The organism is Actinoplanes sp. KI2 (assembly GCF_025630775.1).
In the GTDB taxonomy this organism is placed as follows: Bacteria; Actinomycetota; Actinomycetes; order Mycobacteriales; family Micromonosporaceae; genus Actinoplanes.
The window spans coordinates 1-19125 of record NZ_JAOSZE010000023.1; the positions used below are offsets into that span (position 1 = coordinate 1).

Here is a 19125-nt window from a genome sequence, read left to right on the forward strand (position 1 = left end):
GACGTGTTCTTCGACGACGGCGACGTGCCACCGACCAGCTGCCGGGTCACGTACCGGGTCAACACCGTTGCGGCGGCGGGCGGTTTCGGCGTCACGATGAGCATCACCAACACCGGCTCCACGCCGATCCCGGCCTGGAAGCTGCGCTTCGTGTTCGCCAACGGGCAGCGGATAACCGACTTCTGGGGCAGCATCGTCGCGCAGGACGGCGCCCGGGTAACGATGACCAACGCACCCTGGAACGCCGCCATCGGCCCCGGGCAGACCCTGAGCAGCATCGGATTCAACGCCGCCCGGTCCGGCCGGAACAAGCGGCCGGCCGCGTTCTCGGTCAACACCACCGCCTGCCGCGCCGGCAAGCGCAGCGACGAGGGTTCGTGAAGAGAAGGCGATCGATGCGTTCGGAGGAGTTTCGAAAACTCGGTTGGGGGGTTTGGCAGGATTACGGGGTGATGACACGGGGACCGGCAAGTTTTCTCTGGTGGCTGGCGCGGGAGTACAAGGGACGGGTCGGGCTCGGCGCCATGTTCGGATCGCTCTGGTTTCTGACCCTCGCCTTCACGCCGTACCTGATCGCCCAGGCGATCGATCGCGGCCTGCACCCGCACCGGATCGAGGCGCTGCTGTTCTGGTCGGCGGCCGTCCTGGTCACCGGCGTCGCGAGCGCGGGCATGGGCATCATGCGGCACCGCAGCATGACCAAGCTCCGGCTGGCCGCCGCGCTGCGCACCGCCGATCTGGTGATGACGCACGCGACCCGGCTCGGCGCGGCGCTGCCGCGCAGGGTCACGTCCGGCGAGGTGGTCACGATCGGCATCTCGGACGTGTGGACGATCGGCCGGGCCATGAACGTCGGCGGCGTCGGCGTGGCGTCCATTCTGGCCTGTTCGGTCGTCGCGATCCTGCTCGACCGCACCTCGCCGGAGCTGGCCCTGGTGGTGCTGATCGGGGTGCCATCGCTCGCGCTGATCGTCGGGCCGCTGCTGCGCCGCACCCAGCGAGCCGGGTCCCGGTACCGATCGCGGCAGGGCGAGCTGAACGCCCGTCTCGTCGACACGCTGGGCGGCCTGCGCATCCTCAACGGTCTCGGCGGGAAACAAACCCATCTGCAGAGGTACGAGCGGCAGTCCGCGGCCCTGCGTGACCAGGGCTACCGGGTGGGTGGACCGTCGAGCTGGATCGGAGCGCTCGGCGACGGACTGCCCGTGGTCTTCCTCGCCGTGGTGGTCTGGCTGGCGGCCCGGCTCGCGGCGTCCGGCGAGATCACCGTCGGACAGCTGATCGCCGTGTACGGGTACACGGCGATGCTGGTGATCCCGGTGAACGTGCTGATCTTCTGCGGCTTCGACGTGACTCACGGACTGGTCGCGGCCCGCCGGGTGACCGATTTTCTTCGCCTGCCCGAGGACGACCCGTCCGGTGCGCCGGCCGCCGGGGTACCGGCCGCGCTTGTCGATCCGGAGTCGGGTGTGATCGCCGAGCCGGGCCGGCTCACCGCGCTGGCCGGGAACAGCCCGCAGCACGCCGCCGCCGTCATCGACCGTCTCGGCCGATACGGTCCGACCCGGGCCACCTGGGGAGGCAGACCGCTCGAGGAGTTCGCCCAGGCGGCCGTGCGCGATCGGATCCTGGTCGCGGATCAGGACGCCGACCTGTTCGCCGGCGCGCTGCGCGACGTGGTGGCCGGCAAGCACGACCCGGACGACGACCGGGTGCGATCGGCGATCGCGACCGCCGTGGCCCACGACGTCGCGACCGGACTCGATCGGGAGGTCGAGTGGGGCGGCCGCAATCTCTCCGGCGGGCAGCGGCAGCGGCTCCGGCTGGCCCGTGCCGTCTACGCCGATCCGGAGGTGCTGCTGACCGTCGAGCCGACCTCGGCCGTCGACGCGCACACCGAGGCGGCGATCGCCGAGCGGCTCGCCGCGGCGCGCGCCGGCCGCGGCACGGTCGTGGCGACCACCTCGCCGGTGCTGCTCGACCGCGCCGACGTCGTGCACTACCTGGTCGACGGCCGGGTCGCCGCCACCGGCACGCACCGCCAACTGCTCGCCGCCGAGGCCGGCTACCGATCGCTGGTCACCCGGGTGTTCGGTGAGGACGAGGCATGAGCGCCTGCACCGAGCGGCACTTCCGCAAGCTGCGCACCCAGGCCGAAGGCGAGGGCCAGAAGCGCATGCCTAGGGTGGGCACAGCATGAGCAGCGCGCTGCCCGTTGCTGACCAGCGGGCGGTCGGGCGGGCCGCGCTGCGGCTGCTCGCCGCCGACCGCCGGTCGGTCGTTGCCATGATCGTGCTGAACGCCCTGGCCGCGCTGGCCGCCCTCGGCGGACCGTTCCTGCTCGGCCGGGTCATCGACGCGGTCACCTCCGGCGGCGCCGACCGGGTCGACCGGCTCGCGTTCGGCGTGCTCGCCTGCGCCATCGCGCAGATGGCGCTGTCCCGCTTCGCCCTGGCGATCGCCTACCGTTTCGGCGAGCGCACCGCGGCCCGGATTCGCGAGGGCTACCTGCGCCGGGCCCTCGCGCTGCCGGCCGCCGTGATCGAGCGGGTGCCGGCCGGCGACCTGGCCGCGCGGGGCACCACCGACATCGACGCGGTCGCCACCACGCTGCGCGACATCCTGCCGAACCTGCTCGTCGGCCTCGTCCAGATGTTCTTCATCATCGGCGCGGTCCTGCTGGTCAACCCGCTGCTCGGCGGCGTCGGGGTGCTCGGCCTCTCCGGCATCTGGTTCGTGACCCGCTGGTACCTGCGCCGGGCGCGGGACGCGTACCTGGCCGAGGGCGCGGCGAACTCCCGGCTCGCCGACGAGCTGGCCGCCACCACCGAGGGCGCCCGCACCGTCGAGGCGTTCGACCTGCGGCGGCGCCGGCTCGACGCCGGGCACGCGGCGATCGAGGAGACCCGCCGCACCCGAATGGCCACGCTGGCCCTGCGCAGCGTGTTCTTCCCGCTGGTCGAGACCTCGTACGCGGTGCCGGCCGTGCTCGTCCTGCTGCTCGGCGGCCTGCTCTACCTGGACGGCCAGGTCACCCTCGGCACGGTTGGCGCGGCGGTGCTCTACCTGCGCCAACTGGTCGGACCGCTGGACACGCTGCTGATCTGGATCGAGCAGTTGCAGTCGAGCAGCGCCTCCTTCGCCCGCGTCGAGGGGCTGGCGGCGATTCCCGTCCCGCCCCCGGTGGTGACCGCGCGTCCACGGGACGATCGGATCGAGGTCGTGGGCGTGCGGTACGCGTACGAAAAAGGTCGTGATGTGTTGCACGACGTCGCGCTGACCGTGCGTCCCGGCGAGCGGCTGGCGATCGTCGGCCTCTCCGGCGCCGGCAAGTCCACCCTGGGCCGGCTGATCGCGGGCGTCGATCGGCCCACCGCCGGCATGGTCACGGTGGGCGGCGTGCCGATCGCCGACCTGCCGCCGGACGAGCTGCGCCGCCAGGTCGTGCTGGTCACCCAGGAGCACCACGTGTTCCGCGAGTCGTTACGGGACAACCTGATGCTCGCCGCCCCGGACGATGAACTGCGCCGCGCGCTCGCCACGGTCGGCGCCGACTGGGCCGACGATCTCGACCGGGACCTCGGCGAGCACCCGCTCGACGGCGCGCAGGCGCAGCAGTTGGCGCTGGCCCGGGTGGTGCTCGCCGACCCGCACACGGTGATCCTCGACGAGGCGACCGCGCTGCTCGACCCGACCGCGGCGCGCACGGCGGAACGGGCGCTCGCCGCGGTCCTCCACGAGCGAACGGTCATCGCGATCGCCCACCGGCTGCAAACCGCGCACGACGCCGACGAGGTCGCGGTGATGCGCGACGGCCGGATCACCGAGCTGGGCAGCCACGACGACCTGGTCGCGGCGAACGGCGAGTACGCCGCGCTGTGGCACTCCTGGCACGCTTCCGACTCGCTGGTGGACTGACCGTGGCTGGTGACTAGTCTGACGTCGATGATGACCGGCGAAGCGCAGCACGAGGCCTGGCAGCGGCGGGTGCTGCCCCCGGTCGAGCAGCCCCGTCCTGGCCTGTGGTCGATCCCGGTGCCGATCCCGGACAACCCGATGCGCTACACCCTCGCCTACGCGTTCGTCGAGGACGACGGCGTGCTGCTGGTCGATCCCGGCTGGGACGGTCCCGAGGGCCGCCGCCTGCTCACCGAGGGCCTGGCCCGGGCCGGCGCCACCCCGGCCGACGTCACCGGGATCGTGCTCACCCACATCCACCCCGATCACCACGGGATGACCGGCTGGCTGCGCGAGCAGAGCGGCGCGTGGGTCGGCATGCACCCGCTGGAGGCCGCGACCCTGCCCGGGCGGGCCTGGCGCGACGGCCGTCATCCCGGGCTCGATCCGGCCTGGTTGCGGCGGCAGGGCGTGCCCGAGGAGGAGATCGCCGGTCTCCGCGTCTCCGTGGATCGGATCGACGTGCTGCTCGCGCTGGCGCAACCCGATCGCGACCTGGAGGACGGCGACCGGCTGCCGTTGACCGACCGATCGGTGCGGGTGGTCTGGACGCCCGGGCACACGCCCGGTCACCTCTGCCTGCACGACGCCGAGGCGGGCGTCCTGCTCACCGGCGATCACCTGCTGCCGCGGATCACCCCGAACGTGGCCGCCATCGCCACCTCGACCGGTGACCCGCTCGGCTCCTACCTGGCGTCTCTCGGCCGAACCGCCTCGTTCGTGAGCGACGAGGCGCTGCCCGCGCACGAGTGGCGCTTCCGGGACATCCCGGCCCGGGTCGCCGAGATCCTCGCCCACCACGAGAAGCGCGACGCCGAGATCCTGCGCGCCGTCGACCTGCTCGACCGCCCCACGACCTGGCAGATCGCCGCCGCGCTCAGCTGGTCGCGCGGGTGGCCCTCGCTGCACGGCGTGCTGCGCCGGCTGGCCCTCGCCGAGACGCTCGCCCATCTGTGGCATCTCGCCGAGAACGGGCTGGTCAGTTCCTCTCCCGGCGACCCGGTCAGGTGGCTAAGGTGGCGCAATGTCCGTTGATGACCGCCTCACCACACTGGATGCGCTCTGGTCGGTCTGGGCCGCCACCGGGAAGGACCTGTCCGAAGCCGACTGGCACCGGCCCACCCGACTCGACGGCTGGGACCTGCGGGCGCTGTGGGCGCACTCGGCCGGTTGGCCGTTCGGCTTCTCCGTCCTGGTCGGCCGGGTCACCGACGCCGCGCCGACGCACGACACCGCCGCCGCGCTGCTGGCCGAGTTCAACGTGCCGGACGGCATCGCCAACACGATGCGCGACCGGGTCGCCGATTCCGGCCGTGACGACGCCGCGAAGTACACGCTGGAGCAGCTCGTCGATCAGTTCGTGACGACCGGGCCGGAAGCGATCGCGGCCGCTCGTGAGCTCGGCGAGGTCACCGTGGACTACTTCGGCCGGGCGGTGCTGCCCCTCGCCGAAGCGGTCAGCATCGGCATCCTCGAGGCGACCATCCACCTGCTCGACGTGCAGCGCGCCCTCGGACAGGCACCCGAGGTCCCGGCGGCCGGTCTCGATCACTCCGCCGAGGTGCTCGCCCGCATCGCGCCCCCGATCGACTTCATCGAGGCCGCGACCGGGCGCGCCTCCACCGATCTGTTCCCCGTCCTGTCCTGACGGTCGCGGCGATCAGGGCCCGATCGGCCCGATCGCTTCGGGCGGGATGGTCGCTTCAGGCGCGATGGTCACTCTAGGCGGGATGGTCGCCCTAGGCGGGATAGGAGCAGGCGGCGGCTGCTGCCGAGGCACGGTCGGCCGGGGCCAGCGTCGCCTCGGGGAAGCCGGCACCGGTCACCGTGCGGGCGGTCACCACGCCGGTCGGGCCGTCGCCGCCCATGCACGCCGCCGCGGCGACCAGCACCGGTTTGCCGTCCTGCGCGGGGACGGCCGTCCACCGGGCGGTGAACCGGGGCCGGTCGGCGGTCTTCTCGGTGAAGGCCACCTGCCGCCAGCGCCGTTCGCCGGGCTGATCGCCGTCCGGATCGAACAGCGCCGCGAACCCGACGATCTCCAACCCGGTGCCGGTCGCGCTCAGTTGCAGCGCGTGCGAGCCGGTGACGCTCAACGCGATCGCGTTCGGTCCCGGGTGGTCGTCGGTGCAGTGCGAGGGCGCGAGGCCCGGCGGCGGGTTCCCGTGCACGATCCCGGAAGCGATCACCCGGTCGTCGGACAGCTTGAACCACCGCAGGTCCGGCGACCCGCCGGTGTTGTCGTGGATCTTCTCGCCCAGGCAGTAGCCGACGAACCCGACCGTGCACCCGCCCGGGATGGTGGTGGTCACCGGCGCATCCCGGACCGCGCCGGTGTGTACCCGGGCGCCGGCCCCGTAGGTCAGCGCGGCGAACACGGGGTGCGGGACCGCCCGAGGGCAGCCGTTCGACTCTTTCCGCTGCAGCAGGACGATTGCCCCGCCCGTGGCGACGAGCAGCACGGCCGCGAGCGGAGCGAGGACCCTCCACCGCCGGCGACGCCACCCGGTCGCGGCGGGCGGTGCGGGATCGGCGCTCACCGGCGGTGAGCCGGCCGTCCGGTCAGCCTCGGCACCGGCCTCGTCGCGGACTTGTGATCCGGCCTGGCCGGCCGAAGGGAGACCGGCATCCTCGGCAGAAAGGGCGACCGGGAGCTCGCTCACGGCAGGCGACGTCGCCGCCGGCTCGGGCAGGGCCTCCCACCGCGAGCGCCAATACGCACAGTCCCCGCGGCAGGCGCCCACATAGGCGAGCACCACGTCCAGAGTCGGCTTCCGGGCGCCGCCGGCCGCCTCGGACAGCGTCGTCGCGCTGTACCCGGCGACCTTCGCCAGCGTACGGTAGGTCGGATTGCCGGCGTCGGCCCGGACTTTTCGCAGGTCGTACGCGAAAGCCTCGAGCGGACCCGCCAGCGGATCCACCGCCCTCTCCCGGCGTGCCACCCAGCCCTCCCGGCGCCTCGCGCGCCCGGCCCCGTGCCGGAATCGCCCGGAGAATCATGCCGTCGAGCCCTCCGGCCGACAAGGGCCCATCGACTTGTGTCGGTTTCGACACAAGTAGACGGGCCCTTGTCGTACTTCACTCAGCCGCAGTGAGTCCATCCACTGGTCCAGGACGTGCTCTCGTAGGTGCCGCCCCACTTGACGCAGGCACTGGCCGCGGACAGCCGCACCGGCCCGGCGTACCACTGGAACAGCCCGGGGTTGCTCCCCGACGACCCGCCCTGAACGGCGAGTGTCGCGTTCAGCCCGACCGCCCCGTTCCCGTTGTGCACCATCGTGACGACGCAGTTGTACCCGGAGTTGTAGAGCAGGTAGATCGTTGCCGACCCGAGGTTGTGCGAGTCGATGACGCTGTACCCCGACCCGCAGACCCCCGCCGCGGTGTACGGGTTGGCCGTCGAGGATCCCGACCCGCAGTGCCCGTAGTCGCTGGTCCAGGAGCTGGACGAGTACGACCCGCCCCACTTCACGCAGGACGACGGCGCATACTCGTAGACCGGTCCCGCGTAGTACGTGTAAGACCCGGAGTCGCTGGTGGACGCCCCGCCCTGCACCGCGAGCGTCGCCTTGCCCGCCACCGCCCCCGCGATGTCGCTGTAGAGCGTCACCACGCAGTTGTTCCCGCTCGAGCCGTTGTAGAGCAGATAGACCGTCGCCCCCGACAGCGCGTGGTGGTCGACCACGTCGTATCCGTCCCCGCAGACCTGGTTGGCGGTGTACGGATTCGATCCGGACGGCGCCGGCGACCCGTCCCCGCTTCCGCAGTGCCCGTAGCCGCTGGTCCACGACGAGGTCTTGTACGTGCCGCCCCACTTGACGCACGAGTCGGGCGCGTACGCGGTGACCGGTCCCGCATACCAGTGGTAGCTCCCCGGATCGGACACCGTTCCGGAACCCTGCACGGTCAGGGTCGCGTTCATCGAAACGGCACCGCCGTCGGCGTCGGCCAGCGTCACCACGCAGTTCTTGCCCGAGTCGTCGTCGTACAGCAGGAAGACGGTCGCCGCGCCGAGGTCGTGCGAGTCGACCACCCCGAACCCGCTGCCGCACAGCGCCGACGCCGAGTACGGGTTTCCCGACGTGTCCGGGGGGTTCGAGCCGCCGCTGCCGGACGCCCCGACGAACCCGGTGATGTAGTAGCTCTCCGCCGCGACCCAGGACCCGGTGGAGGCCGACCCGGCCGGGATGGTGATCTTCACGACCGACGAGGTGACGGCGAAGTGCGCCATGCTGCCGCTCTCGCCGCCCCAGTCGCCGTTCGCGGTCACCACCGAGCCGTCCGCGTTGACCGCCGTCACGATCGCGACGTGATTGGCGTAGCCGCCGCGGCTGGAGGAGAACACGACGGCGTCGCCCGGCTGGGCGGTGCCGTGGAACGTGCCGTGCGACTGCCCGTACGTGTAGAAGCTCTGCGCCGCCGCGGTCAGGCCGGACACGTTGAGCCCCGAGTTCCGCCACACCCACTTGGCGAAGTCGGCGCACCAGTACTCGGGTCCGCCCGAGTAGCCGCCCGCGCAACTGTGCTCGAACTGCGAGCCGCCGAGCGAGTTCGTGGCCGGGTGCTGCGCGCACGTGCCGGCGCTCTTGTTGTAGTTCGCCGCGGCGAGCGTGGCGGCGCTCGCGGTCGATGCCTGCGCGGCCGTCGGCGCGGCGAGGAGCGCCGCGACGAGGGCGAGGGCAAACAGAATGCGTCTCATGCCGACACCATCGATGTCGGCTGATGAAAAAAGAAGCCGGGTCAATCAACTCCGGTCAATCAACCGGCCGGCCGGCCGGCCGCGGGCCGGCGGGGTCGGCTAGGAGCCGATGACCCGTCCGCCCAGGCCGGACCGGGACGTGGGTTGGCCGACCAGCTCGACGAGCACCTCGTCGCGGCACCCGTCGCCGAAGACGGCGGTGACGGCGTCGGTGAATGCGGCGACGAGGTGGGCGACGACTCGCGCTGCGTCCTCCCTGGCGAACACCTCCTCGCGCATGCCGAAGGTGACCGAGGGAGCGGCGGTGGCGACCGCCGTTCCGCCGCGCGCCCACCGTCCGGCGGGGATGCCGATCAGCCGGACGTCCACCGAGCTGCGGGCCCATTCGCCGTACACGGACACGACGGCGCTCGTCAGTTCCCCGATGAGGGCGGGTTCGCGTCCGGCGAGCTCGTCCTCGAGCGCGTGAAGCGTCACGTGCGGCATCGGCAACTCCTCGTCCTGTGCTCTCGCGACAATCCTCTCAAGCCGACTCGTCGGGCCGGCTCCGGACCGCCAGGACGCGATCACCCGCCGGCGATGATCACCATCTGATCCGCTCTTGCGGGGGTGATGTGGATCGCCGAAGCTGCTGCATATGACGGAGACCGGCGTCCCCACCACTCCCGCGACCCGCTGGCCCGATGTGGAGCGCGTGCCCCGCGCCCCGCTGCGCGCGGTCACCGCCAGGGCGCTGCTGAAGTTCGTCGCCGGCCGGATCCCGGTCCGGGTCGTCACCGGCGACGAGCCGCAGCCGCCCGGCCCGCCGGTGCTTCGGCTGCGCCGGCCGGACGCGTTCTACCGCCGGATCGGCACGACCGGGCTGATCGGGCTGGGCGAGGCCTACCAGGCCGGCGACTGGTACGCCGACGACCTCGCCGGGCTGTTGACCGCGGCCGCCGCGGGGATGAACGGATCGCTCGGCGGCTACCGCAAGCTGGCGAAGCTGCGGCACGTGCCGTGGCTGAAGCCGCTGCACGGCGCGCGGTCGCCGGCCAGCGAGGAGAACACGGTCGAGGGCGCCCGCCGCAACATCCAGCGCCACTACGATCTGTCCAACGAGATGTTCGCGCTCTTCCTCGACGAGACCATGACGTACTCGTCGGGTCTGTTCGCCGGCCCCGAGGACGAGGACCTGGCCGCCGCCCAGCGCCGGAAGATCGACCGCCTGCTCGACCTGACCGGCGTCGGCGACGGCACGCGGGTCCTGGAGATCGGCACCGGCTGGGGCGAGCTCGCCATCCGGGCCGCCCGGCGCGGCGCCCGGGTGCACACCGTCACCATCTCGACCGAGCAGCAGCAGCTCGCCCAGCAGCGGGTGACCGACGCGGGCGTCGCCGATCGGGTGACCATCGAGCTGTGCGACTACCGGCACGTCATCGGCGAGCGGGAATACGACGCGATCATCAGCGTCGAGATGATCGAGGCGGTCGGCCGTAAGTACTGGCCGGACTACTTCGGCGCGATCGATCGGCTGCTCGCGCCCGGCGGCCGGGCCGGCCTCCAGGCGATCACCCTGCCCGATCACCGGATCGAGTTCGCCGAGACGTACACGTGGGTGCAGAAGTACATCTTCCCCGGCGGCGTGATGCTCTCGACCGAGGAGGTGGCCCGCCAACTCGCGGCGGGCACCTCGTTGCGGTCGGTCGAGAAGCGAGCGTTCGGCTGGAGTTACGCGAAGACGCTGCGGGCGTGGCGGGAAAGGTTCCTGTCCAACGCCGACCAGGTCCGGTCGCTCGGCTTCGACGACATCTTCGTGCGCACCTGGGAGTACTACCTGGCGTACTGCGAGGCGGGCTTCGTCTCCGGCGAGATCGACGTCTGTCAGCTCATTCTCGATCGGGAGTGAGCGGCGTCGCGCGCCCCGGCTCAATCACCGCGCGCCGGCGTCTCGGGCATCAGGTAGCCGTCGCGCACGATCCGGTTCACCCCGTGCAGGTAGGCCTCCGGCGACTCCGGCTTGAGCGTGGCGAGGCCGTCCACGTACCGGTTGAACATGCTGAACGCCGCCGCGATCAGCACCGTGTCGTGCACCTCCCGATCGGTGGCCCCCTCGGCGCGCGCGTCGGCCACCAGCCATGCGGTCACGTTACGGCCGTCCTCCCGAACGGCCGCCGCGATTCGCAGCAGCGACCGGAGCTTCGCGGTGATCGGCGCCGTCTCCAGGTCGGCCCGCACCTCGTCGACGAGGCGCACTCCCTGCGGCAGCTGGGCGGCCGCGAACGCGGCGTGCGACGCCGCGCAGTAGTCGCATTCGTTCAGCTCCGACACATAGGCAGCGATCAGTTCCCGCTCCCCGGGCGAGAGCGTGCTCGGCCCGCGCAGCAACACCTCGGCCAGCATCATCAATGGTTGCGCCGTCTCCGGCCGGTACCGCAGCAGCCCCTGGATCCCCGGAAACGCGGTCTCGTCAACGCCGAGGTCGATGTGCGCCATCGCAGCAGGATAGGTGTCCGGCGATCACCCGGAAAGGCCCTGGGTGTCCTGCGCGCTCGTCGGCATCGTCCTTAGGATCGACGAAGTTGCCGATCGCATCGGGAGGAACGATGGCCGTCGCGGTTGCCGCACCCCATCCGGCCGCGGTCGAGGCTGCCCGCGAGGTGGTCGCGCGGGGCGGAAACGCGTTCGACGCCGCGCTCGCGGCGGCCGGGGCGCTCACCGTCGCCTATCCGCATCAATGCTCGGCCGGGGGTGACCTGGTCGCGATCGTCCGCCCCGCCGGGGGAGTGCCCCGGGCGGTGCTGTCGATCGGCGCGGCGGCCGCGGGCGTGGACATCGCGGCGTTACGGGCGGCCGGCGATCGGATGCCGTTCGACGGGCCGCAGACGATCACGGTGCCCGGCGTGGTGGCCGGCTGGGCGGCGATCGCCGGTCTCGGTGCGCGCCTGGCCTTGAGCGAGCTGCTCGCCCCGGCGATCCGCCTGGCGACCGCGGGTGTCCCGGTCAGCCCGGGTCTGCGGCGGGCGATCGCTGGTCGGATCGATGCGATCCGGTCGGATCCGGGCTTGTCCGCCCTGCTGTTGCGCGGCGATGACCGTCTCGTGCAGCCGGTGCTCGCCGAGACGCTCACCGCGATCGGAACCGATTGGCGTTCGTTCTACGAGGGCGACCTCGCGCGGCGTCTCGCCGCGGGCCTGGGCAGGCTGGGCAGCCCGATCGTCGCCGCGGACCTCGCCGCGCACCGGGCCGAGGTGGTTCCGCCGCTGACCCGGGCGCTCGGCGAGGTCGTCTGGCATGCGGCCCCGCCGCCGGTGCAGGGCCCGACCTTCCTGGCCGTCGTCGGCGCCGACGATCTGCTCGCGGCCTCGCACCGAGCCCGCCAGGCCCGCGACGCCCGGCTCGGCGACCCGCGCACCGGCCCGATCGACCTGGACGGGATGCTCGCGCCCGACCCCGGCCGGGCTGTTGCTGTGGATGGCGCGGCCGACGGGCGAAGGGGACCGGGCACGGGAGCGGTCCGATCGGATTCGGCCCAGGTTGGACCGAAGCCGGCCGGCGACACCGTGGCGGTCACGGCCGTCGACGATGACGGGATCGCGGTCACGCTCATTCAGAGCGTCTTCGGGAGTTTCGGGTCGGGTCTGCTCGATCCGGGCACCGGGCTCGTGCTGCACAACCGCGGCTCGTCGTTCCGGCTCGAGCCGGATCACCCCGGCCGGATCGCTCCGGGCAGCCGCCCGCCGCACACGCTCTGCCCGACCATGGCGCTCACCGGCGGCGACGTGCTCGCGCTCGGCTGCCAGGGCGGCCGCAACCAGCCGTGGATCCTGGCCCAGGTCGCCGGCGAGGCGCTCGGCTCCGACGACCTGCCCGGCTTGCTGACCAGGCCGCGCTGGTTCTTCGACGGCACCGCGGTGGTGACCGAGCCGGGCGTCGACGCGCTCGTCGACGACGCCGGCCACGTACAGGTCAGCCGCCTCCGCGCCGGCCGGCTCGCGTCCGCGAGCGACCCCCGGGCCGACGGTCGGGCCGCGGTGTTGCCGGGATAGCCGCACGGCCGGTCTGTGCGCGGTGTCGCCCGGGTAGCGCACGGCAGGTGGGCGGGGTGTTACCGGGACAGCTGCGCGGTGTTCGCGGGAGAAGGCTCGGGAGAGCCGCGCCGATCAGGGGAGCAGCTGGTCGAGGGCCGGGGCCTTCTTGAAGATCCCGTCCTGCTCGCCCAACTTGGCCACCTGGTCCAACGAGGCCCGATTGATGTCCTGCGGCCAGTCCGGGAGGATCATGCCGATCCGGACCGTGTCGTTGATGGGCGTGTAGGTGCCGACCACATCCCGTACCTCATCCGGGTTGTGCTCGGCGTATCTGAGCGACTCCTTGATCGCGTCGGTGAAGGTCGTGACCAGCTGTGGGTCCTGCACGATCGTGTCCGTGCTGGTGAAGTAGAGCGCCACCGTCAGGTCGGGCGCCGTGTCCACGAAGTTCGACGCCAGCACCTGCGCGCCCGTGGTGATCGCCTCGGAGAGCTGGGGCTCGACCACCCAGATCGCGTCGACCTTGCCCGATCGCAAGGCGCCGTTCATGGTCGGGAACGGCATCGCCTCGAACTTGAGGTTCTTCGCGTCGCCGCCGGCCTTGCGCACCGACTGGCGGACCGTCGTGTCGCCGATGTTCTTCAGCACGTTGACCGCGATCGTCTTGCCGGCCAGATCCTTCGGCGACCGGATGGTGCTGCCGTCCTTGACCACGATGGCCGAGAAGTCCCGCCCGGGACGGCCGGTCGAGGCGACCCCGCTGGCGACCGCCTTGATCGGCGCGCCGTCGGCCTGCGCGGCCATCAGTGAGGTCACGTTGCTGAAGCCGAACTGGTACTTGCCGGCCAGCACGCCCTTGACGATCGGACCGCCGCCCTGCTCCTGCACCAGGTTGAGATCGATTCCCCGCTTGCTGAAGAAGCCTTTCGCCTTGCCCAGGTAGATCGGCGCGACGTCGATGATGGCGATGACGCCGACGTCCACCTTGGTGCCGACCGGCTCCTTCGCGGACTTGGCGGAGGTGCAGGCCGTGCCGGCGAGCAGCGTAGTGAGCATGGCGACCGTGGCGAGGATCCGACGCATGGGTGTGCTCCCTGGAGAAATATGCGTGGCGGACGCAGACGGACGGCGCAAGATGCGCCGGGCGCACGGTACCGCGATCTTCATCGCAATGACACAGAGAGAATGGGCAGAACTGCATTCAGTAAGGAAGGCGTGGTGACGGAGGGTGGGCGATGTGTGCCCGAGTGACCACTGTGCCCACGATGATCAGGCAGATCACCAGTCGTGCAGGGTGCCGTCCGCCAGCCGGCTCACCGGCAGCGAGGCCGGCCGGTACGGGTATTTCGCGGCGAGCGCCTCGTCGATGTCGACCCCGAGGCCCGGCTCCTCCGACGGATGCAGGTAGCCGTCCGCGTAGCGGTACCCGTGCGGGAACACCTCGTCGGTCTCGGGCGCGTGCGGCATGTACTCCTGCAGGCCGAAGTTGGGGACGGCCAGGTCCAGGTGCAGCGCCGCGGACATGCAGATCGGCGACAGGTCGGTGGCACCGTGCGAGCCGGTGCGTACGTGGTGCAGCGCGGCGAGGTCGAAGATCCGGCGCAGGTGGGTGATGCCGCCGGCGTGCACGACCGTGGCCCGGATGTAGTCGATGAGCTGCTCGCGGATCAGCCGTTCGCCGTCCCAGATCGAGTTGAAGACCTCGCCGACCGCCAGCGGCGTGGTGGTGTGCTGCCGGATCAGCCGGTAGCCGTCCGGCAGCTCGGCCGGCACCGGATCCTCCAGCCAGGTCAGCGCGTACGGCTCGAGCGACTTGCCGAGCCGCGCCGCCTCGATCGGGGTGAGCCGGTGGTGCACGTCGTGCAGCAGCCGCAGCCCCGGCCCGAACTCCGCCCGCACGCGCGCCAGAACCCCGGGAAGGTGCGCCAGGTAGTGCTCCGTGGACCACACCGACTCGGCCGGGATCGCGGCCGAGGCGGGCTCGTAGATGGCCGCCGCGGACACACCGTACATCTCGGAAATTTCTGGAATAGCCGCTTGGACGCGAACTGCTCGATAGCCGCGGGAGACGAACGAGGCCACCGACGACAGCAAATCGTCGACAGTGGCGCCATTCGCATGCCCGTACACGGAAACCCCGGAGCGCGACCGCCCGCCCAGAAGTTGGTAGACGGGAAGCCCGGCCACCTTTCCCTTGATGTCCCACAGGGCCGTGTCGACCGCCGCGATGGCCGTCATGGTGACCGGCCCCCGCCGCCAATAGGCACCCTTGTAGAGGTATTGCCAGGTGTCCTCGATCCGCGCCGGGTCGCGCCCGATCAGCAAGGGAACAACATGCTCGTTCAGGTACGCGGCAACCGCCAGTTCCCGCCCGTTGAGCGTCGCGTCGCCGACCCCGGTGAGACCGTCGGACGTCTCGATTTTGAGCGTGACGAAATTGCGGCCCGGAGAACACACGATGACCCTCGCCGCCGCGATGCTCACTGCGGCTCCTCCTTGACCCGCGCCACCAGCTGCGTCGGATTCACGAACCGCAATGCGACGACCAGTAGCACCAGCATCATGCAGGTATAGATGACCGCCATCGCGTCCACCGACTGCTGCGCGCGGATGCCGGCCGCCGACATCGTGTAGTAGAGCGCCACCACCAGCGTCTGCGAATCGGGCCCGGCGGTGAGGAAGGTCAGCTCGAACATGCCGATCGTGCGCACCAGCACGAGAATCGAGGCGGCCAGAATGCCGGGCACCAGCAACGGCGCGAGAATCCGCAGGAACACCTGCCAGGTCCGCGCCCCGCACATCCGGGCGGCCCGCTCGATCGCGGGATCGACCTGCTCGATGAACGGCGTCATGGTCAGGATCACGAACGGGATGGAGGGCACCAGATTGGCCAGCACCACGCCCGCCATGTGCCCGGCGAGCCCGTACTTGTAGAGAACGGTGGCCAGCGGAATCCCGTAGGTGATCGGCGGCATCAGGATCGGCAGCAGGAACAGCAGATAAAGCACCCGCCGGCCGGGGAAGGTGCGCCGGGCGAGCACGTACGAGGCGGGCACCCCGACCAGCACCGAGATGCCCACCACCAGCAGGGCCACCTCGACCGTCACGATCAGCACGTCGAGCAGCGTGAATTCGTGCCACGCCTGCCCGTACCACTGGGTGGTCCAGCTCTCCGGCAGCCAGGTGTCGAACCAGCGCCGGCCGAAGGAACTGACCACGACCGAGCCGATGATGCCGGCCAGCATGACGAAGAAGAATGTCACCGAGCCCCAGACCAGCCATGCGCCGGGCGACGCGGCAATGCGGAAACGGCGGCGGCTCTGCCGCGCGGGAACGGCGATCGCGGTCATCCCTTGCCTCCCGTGGATCCGGTGTAGAACAGCGCCCGCACGCCGAGGACGGCGGCCACCACCGCGAGCTCGACCACGCCCATCACCACGGCGATGGCGCTGGCGAGCGGATAGTCGTAGGACTCGTAGGCGGCGTGGTACGCCGCGATGGAGATGACCCGGGTGGTTCCGGCCGGATCGCCGACCAGAACGGCGGACGGGAAAACGCTGAACGCCAGCACGAAGGTGAGGCAGAACGTGGTGGCCAGGCCGGGCGCGAGCAGCGGCAGCGTGATCCGGTGGAATCGCGGCCACCAGCCCGCACCGAGGGTCGCCGCGGCTCGTTCGAGAGTGGGGTCGATACCGGAGAGATAGGACAGGATCAGCAGGAACGCGAACGGGAAACCGGTGATCACCAGGGAGAAGAACACGCCCCAGTAATTGTTCGTGAGCCGCAGCGGCGCGTCGATGAGGCCGGCCGACATCAGCGTGCGGTTGAGCCAGCCGGTCGGCCCGAGGAAATTGAGCAGGCCCTCGGCGGTCAGCACCGTGCCGAGCGTGATCGGAACGACCAGCAGGATGGTGAGGAGCCGTTTGCCGCGGAAACGACCGCGCATCCGGTACGCGATCGGCACGGAGGCCGCCACATTGAACAGCGCCGCCGGCAGCGCCAGTTTCAGCGTGGTCCAGATCGTGTCCCGCTGATAGGCGTCCGCGAAGAAGTCCCGGTAGGCCCCGAACACGCCGCCGTGCGTCGGCTGAAAGGACAGTCCCAGGCCGTACGCGAAGGGATAGACGAACAGGATCAGCACGCAGAGCAACGCCGGGACGAGGAGCAGCAACTGCCGGTCCACACCGCGCTCGGCCAGCCGGTGACGCCACGCGGTCATGTCGGGAACACCAGCACCCGGGCCGGGTCGGCGACCACCGCGATCTTGTCGCCGACCGAGGGCCGTTCGGTCGCCCGCAGGTGCAGCATGGTCCCCTGCTCGGTGCGGGCCTCGACGGCGAGTTCGCGTCCCTGGTACTCGACCACTTCGACGGTGGCCGGTATCCCGCCCTCGCCCAGCCGCAGGTCCTCCGGGCGTACCCCGGCCATGACCTCGTCCGCGGGCATGAGCTCGCCGATCGCCGTGCCGCGCAGTCTGATCCCCGCGCCCTCGACGTCCACGAAGTCGCGGGACACCGAACTGACCCGCATCGGCAGCAGGTTGCGGTAGCCCATGAAGTCGGCGACGTGCCGGTTAGCCGGTCTGGTGTGCAGTTGTTCGGGCGTGCCGACCTGCTGGACCCGGCCGTCGCGCAGCACGACCAGCCGGTCGGCCATCGACAGCGCCTCCTCCTGGTCGTGCGTGACGTAGACCGTGGTGAGGCCGAGCGACTGATGCAGCCGGCGGATCTCGGTGCGCATCTCCAGCCGCAGTTTGGCATCGAGGTTGGACAATGGCTCGTCCATCAGGACCAGCGCCGGTTCGAGGACGACCGCCCGGGCGATGGCGACCCGCTGTTGCTGACCGCCGGACAACTGTCCGGGGAGCTTGGTGGCGTGTTCCTCCAGGCGTACGAGCCGAATTGCCTCGTCGGTGCGACGCCGGACCTCGGCCCGCGGCAGTCGCCGCATCTGCAGGCCGAACGCGATGTTTCGGCGCACCGAGAGGTGCGGGAAAAGGGCGTAGCTCTGGAACACCATGCCGAAGCCCCGGCGCTCCGGCGGCAGCGTGTCGAGGCGCTTGTGGTCCTGCCAGATGCTGCCCTCGGAGAGCGGGAGCAGGCCGGCCAGGCAATTCAGCGCGGTCGACTTGCCGCAGCCGGACGGCCCGAGCAGGGCGATGAACTCGCCCCGGCGGATTTCCAGGCTGAGCCCGGACAGCGCGTCCTTGTCGCCGAAGCGGCGAGTCACGCTCTCCAGGCGCAGCGCCTCGAACGACGTCACTTCTTCACCTTCGCGCCGCCGATCTGGCGGTCCCAGGTGTCGAACGCGGTGACCAGCGCTTTCGCGTCCAGCGGCACTTCCAGGGGGTTGCCGGCGATGAGCTGGTCGTACTCGGGGCGGCCGTATTCGCCGATCGCTTTCTGGCTTTCCGGCGGTGCCATGGACAGCGTCACGTCCTTCACCGCGGGGCCCGGGTAGAAATAGCCCTTGTCGTACGCCTTGGCTTGCTGTTGCGGGGTGAGCATGTCCTTGAGCAGGTTGAGGATCGCGGCCTGCTTTTCGACGTCGACGCCCTTGGGAATGACCGCGTAATGCGCGTCGGTCACCCAGTGGAAACCCTGCAGGGTGCCGACCGCGGCCTCCTTGGGCACGGTGCCGAGCACCCGCGGGTTGATGTCCCAGCCGGTCGTGCTCGCGATGATTTTCGCCGAGCCGTTCGCGAGGTTCTTCATGGTCTCGCTGGTGGTCGACGGATAGAGCGTCACATATTTGTTGAGCTCCGCCAGATAGGCCCAGGTCTTGCTCCAGCCGTTGACCGGGTCCTTGGGATTCGAGTCGCCCAGCAGATAGGGCAGACCCATCAGGAAGGTACGCCCGGGGCCCGAGTTGGCCGGCCGCGCGTATTGGACCGCGCCCGGGTTGGCCTTGGCGTACGCGAGAAGGTCCTGGGCGGTCTTCGGCGGGTTCGGCACCTTGGCCGGCAGGTACTCGATCAGCGGACCGGACGGGTAGTAGGTGACCGCGACGCCGAAGTCGCCGGCCAGCTTCTGCATCGCCGCGGCGCCGGGCAGGTAGTCGGTCATGCCGGGGACCCGATCGGCGTACGTGGGCAGGAGGGGCACCCAGAGGTTCTGGTCGATGCCGGCGGCCAGCCCGTCGACGCCGGTGAGCACCAGGTCGATGTCGACGCGCCCGGCGTTCTGCTGCGCTTTGATCTTGCCGACCAGCTCGGGGGCGGTGGCCTTGGAGTAGGTGACCTTGGCGATCTGGTCCTGGTTCTTGGACACGAACTCGTCGATCATGCCCTGGGTCAGCTGGAGGTCCCCGGCCACGTCCAGGATGTTCAGCGTCACGGCCCGGCCGGGCTTGGCGGGCACGGGCCCGTCGGTCTTGGCGCTGCCGCCGGGCTTGTCGGGGGCGCCGCACGCGGCGAGCGCCAGGACTGCGGCGAGTGTTATCGCGACTTTGCGGGACATT

Annotated in this window: 17 protein-coding genes; 7 read left to right on the forward strand and 10 right to left on the reverse strand. The window is 70.9% G+C overall.

Annotated elements, in window-relative coordinates; translation table 11 throughout:
• The 5 genes from ODJ79_RS23990 to ODJ79_RS24010 form a co-directional block, all read left to right on the forward strand.
• Window positions 1-381: cellulose-binding domain-containing protein (locus ODJ79_RS23990; RefSeq protein WP_263025805.1), on the forward strand; the 381-nt coding region annotated here is incomplete at its 5' end.
• Window positions 382-524: 143 nt separating this feature from the next.
• On the forward strand, window positions 525-2111 hold the full coding sequence (locus tag ODJ79_RS23995; RefSeq protein ID WP_263025956.1) for an ABC transporter transmembrane domain-containing protein: 1587 nt from the start codon (window positions 525-527) through the stop codon (window positions 2109-2111).
• An 85-nt stretch (window positions 2112-2196) separates the two neighbouring features.
• Window positions 2197-3918, forward strand: a complete 1722-nt coding sequence (locus ODJ79_RS24000) for an ABC transporter ATP-binding protein (protein ID WP_263025806.1) — start codon at window positions 2197-2199, stop codon at window positions 3916-3918.
• 27 nt (window positions 3919-3945) lie between these two features.
• Complete coding sequence (locus tag ODJ79_RS24005; RefSeq protein WP_263025807.1) at window positions 3946-4992, forward strand: MBL fold metallo-hydrolase; 1047 nt, start codon at window positions 3946-3948, stop codon at window positions 4990-4992.
• On the forward strand, window positions 4982-5605 hold the full coding sequence (locus tag ODJ79_RS24010; RefSeq protein ID WP_263025808.1) for a maleylpyruvate isomerase N-terminal domain-containing protein: 624 nt from the start codon (window positions 4982-4984) through the stop codon (window positions 5603-5605). Before ODJ79_RS24005 ends, ODJ79_RS24010 begins: the two co-directional genes overlap by 11 nt.
• A gap of 91 nt (window positions 5606-5696) precedes the next feature.
• On the opposite strand, the gene ODJ79_RS24015 is transcribed toward ODJ79_RS24010, so the two are convergent.
• The 3 genes from ODJ79_RS24015 to ODJ79_RS24025 all read right to left on the reverse strand — a co-directional run bounded on the left by ODJ79_RS24015 (window position 5697) and on the right by ODJ79_RS24025 (window position 9142).
• The gene (locus ODJ79_RS24015) at window positions 5697-6878 is read right to left on the reverse strand and encodes a hypothetical protein (RefSeq protein WP_263025809.1); all 1182 of its coding nucleotides are present in this window, start codon (window positions 6876-6878) and stop codon (window positions 5697-5699) included.
• Window positions 6879-7039: 161 nt separating this feature from the next.
• Window positions 7040-8656, reverse strand: a complete 1617-nt coding sequence (locus ODJ79_RS24020; protein ID WP_263025810.1) for a CHAP domain-containing protein — start codon at window positions 8654-8656, stop codon at window positions 7040-7042.
• A gap of 99 nt (window positions 8657-8755) precedes the next feature.
• Window positions 8756-9142: a tautomerase family protein gene (locus ODJ79_RS24025; RefSeq protein ID WP_263025811.1), complete on the reverse strand. Its 387-nt coding sequence runs from the start codon at window positions 9140-9142 to the stop codon at window positions 8756-8758.
• A gap of 151 nt (window positions 9143-9293) precedes the next feature.
• On the opposite strand from ODJ79_RS24025, the gene ODJ79_RS24030 reads away from it, so the two are divergent.
• Window positions 9294-10544: an SAM-dependent methyltransferase gene (locus tag ODJ79_RS24030; protein WP_263025812.1), complete on the forward strand. Its 1251-nt coding sequence runs from the start codon at window positions 9294-9296 to the stop codon at window positions 10542-10544.
• Window positions 10545-10564: 20 nt separating this feature from the next.
• Here the strand turns inward: ODJ79_RS24030 and ODJ79_RS24035 are convergent, their stop codons facing one another.
• A complete protein-coding gene (locus ODJ79_RS24035) occupies window positions 10565-11131 on the reverse strand; it encodes a carboxymuconolactone decarboxylase family protein (protein ID WP_263025813.1) in 567 nt (188 codons plus the stop codon).
• Window positions 11132-11241: 110 nt separating this feature from the next.
• Here ODJ79_RS24035 and ODJ79_RS24040 point away from each other — a divergent pair, with 110 nt between their 5' ends.
• Window positions 11242-12684, forward strand: a complete 1443-nt coding sequence (locus tag ODJ79_RS24040; RefSeq protein ID WP_263025814.1) for a gamma-glutamyltransferase — start codon at window positions 11242-11244, stop codon at window positions 12682-12684.
• Window positions 12685-12798: 114 nt separating this feature from the next.
• Here the strand turns inward: ODJ79_RS24040 and ODJ79_RS24045 are convergent, their stop codons facing one another.
• The 6 genes from ODJ79_RS24045 to ODJ79_RS24070 form a co-directional block, all read right to left on the reverse strand.
• Window positions 12799-13749: an ABC transporter substrate-binding protein gene (locus tag ODJ79_RS24045; protein ID WP_263025815.1), complete on the reverse strand. Its 951-nt coding sequence runs from the start codon at window positions 13747-13749 to the stop codon at window positions 12799-12801.
• Window positions 13750-13944: 195 nt separating this feature from the next.
• The gene (gene manD / locus ODJ79_RS24050) at window positions 13945-15150 is read right to left on the reverse strand and encodes a D-mannonate dehydratase ManD (protein ID WP_263025816.1); all 1206 of its coding nucleotides are present in this window, start codon (window positions 15148-15150) and stop codon (window positions 13945-13947) included.
• The gene (locus tag ODJ79_RS24055; RefSeq protein ID WP_263025817.1) at window positions 15147-16016 is read right to left on the reverse strand and encodes an ABC transporter permease; all 870 of its coding nucleotides are present in this window, start codon (window positions 16014-16016) and stop codon (window positions 15147-15149) included. Before ODJ79_RS24055 ends, manD begins: the two co-directional genes overlap by 4 nt.
• Window positions 16013-16885: an ABC transporter permease gene (locus tag ODJ79_RS24060; RefSeq protein ID WP_263025818.1), complete on the reverse strand. Its 873-nt coding sequence runs from the start codon at window positions 16883-16885 to the stop codon at window positions 16013-16015. Before ODJ79_RS24060 ends, ODJ79_RS24055 begins: the two co-directional genes overlap by 4 nt.
• Window positions 16882-17928, reverse strand: a complete 1047-nt coding sequence (locus ODJ79_RS24065) for an ABC transporter ATP-binding protein (RefSeq protein ID WP_263025819.1) — start codon at window positions 17926-17928, stop codon at window positions 16882-16884. Before ODJ79_RS24065 ends, ODJ79_RS24060 begins: the two co-directional genes overlap by 4 nt.
• Entirely contained in the window at window positions 17925-19124 is a 1200-nt protein-coding gene (locus tag ODJ79_RS24070) for an extracellular solute-binding protein (protein WP_263025820.1), read from the reverse strand. Before ODJ79_RS24070 ends, ODJ79_RS24065 begins: the two co-directional genes overlap by 4 nt.
• Between the last annotated feature and the right edge of the window lies 1 nt (window position 19125).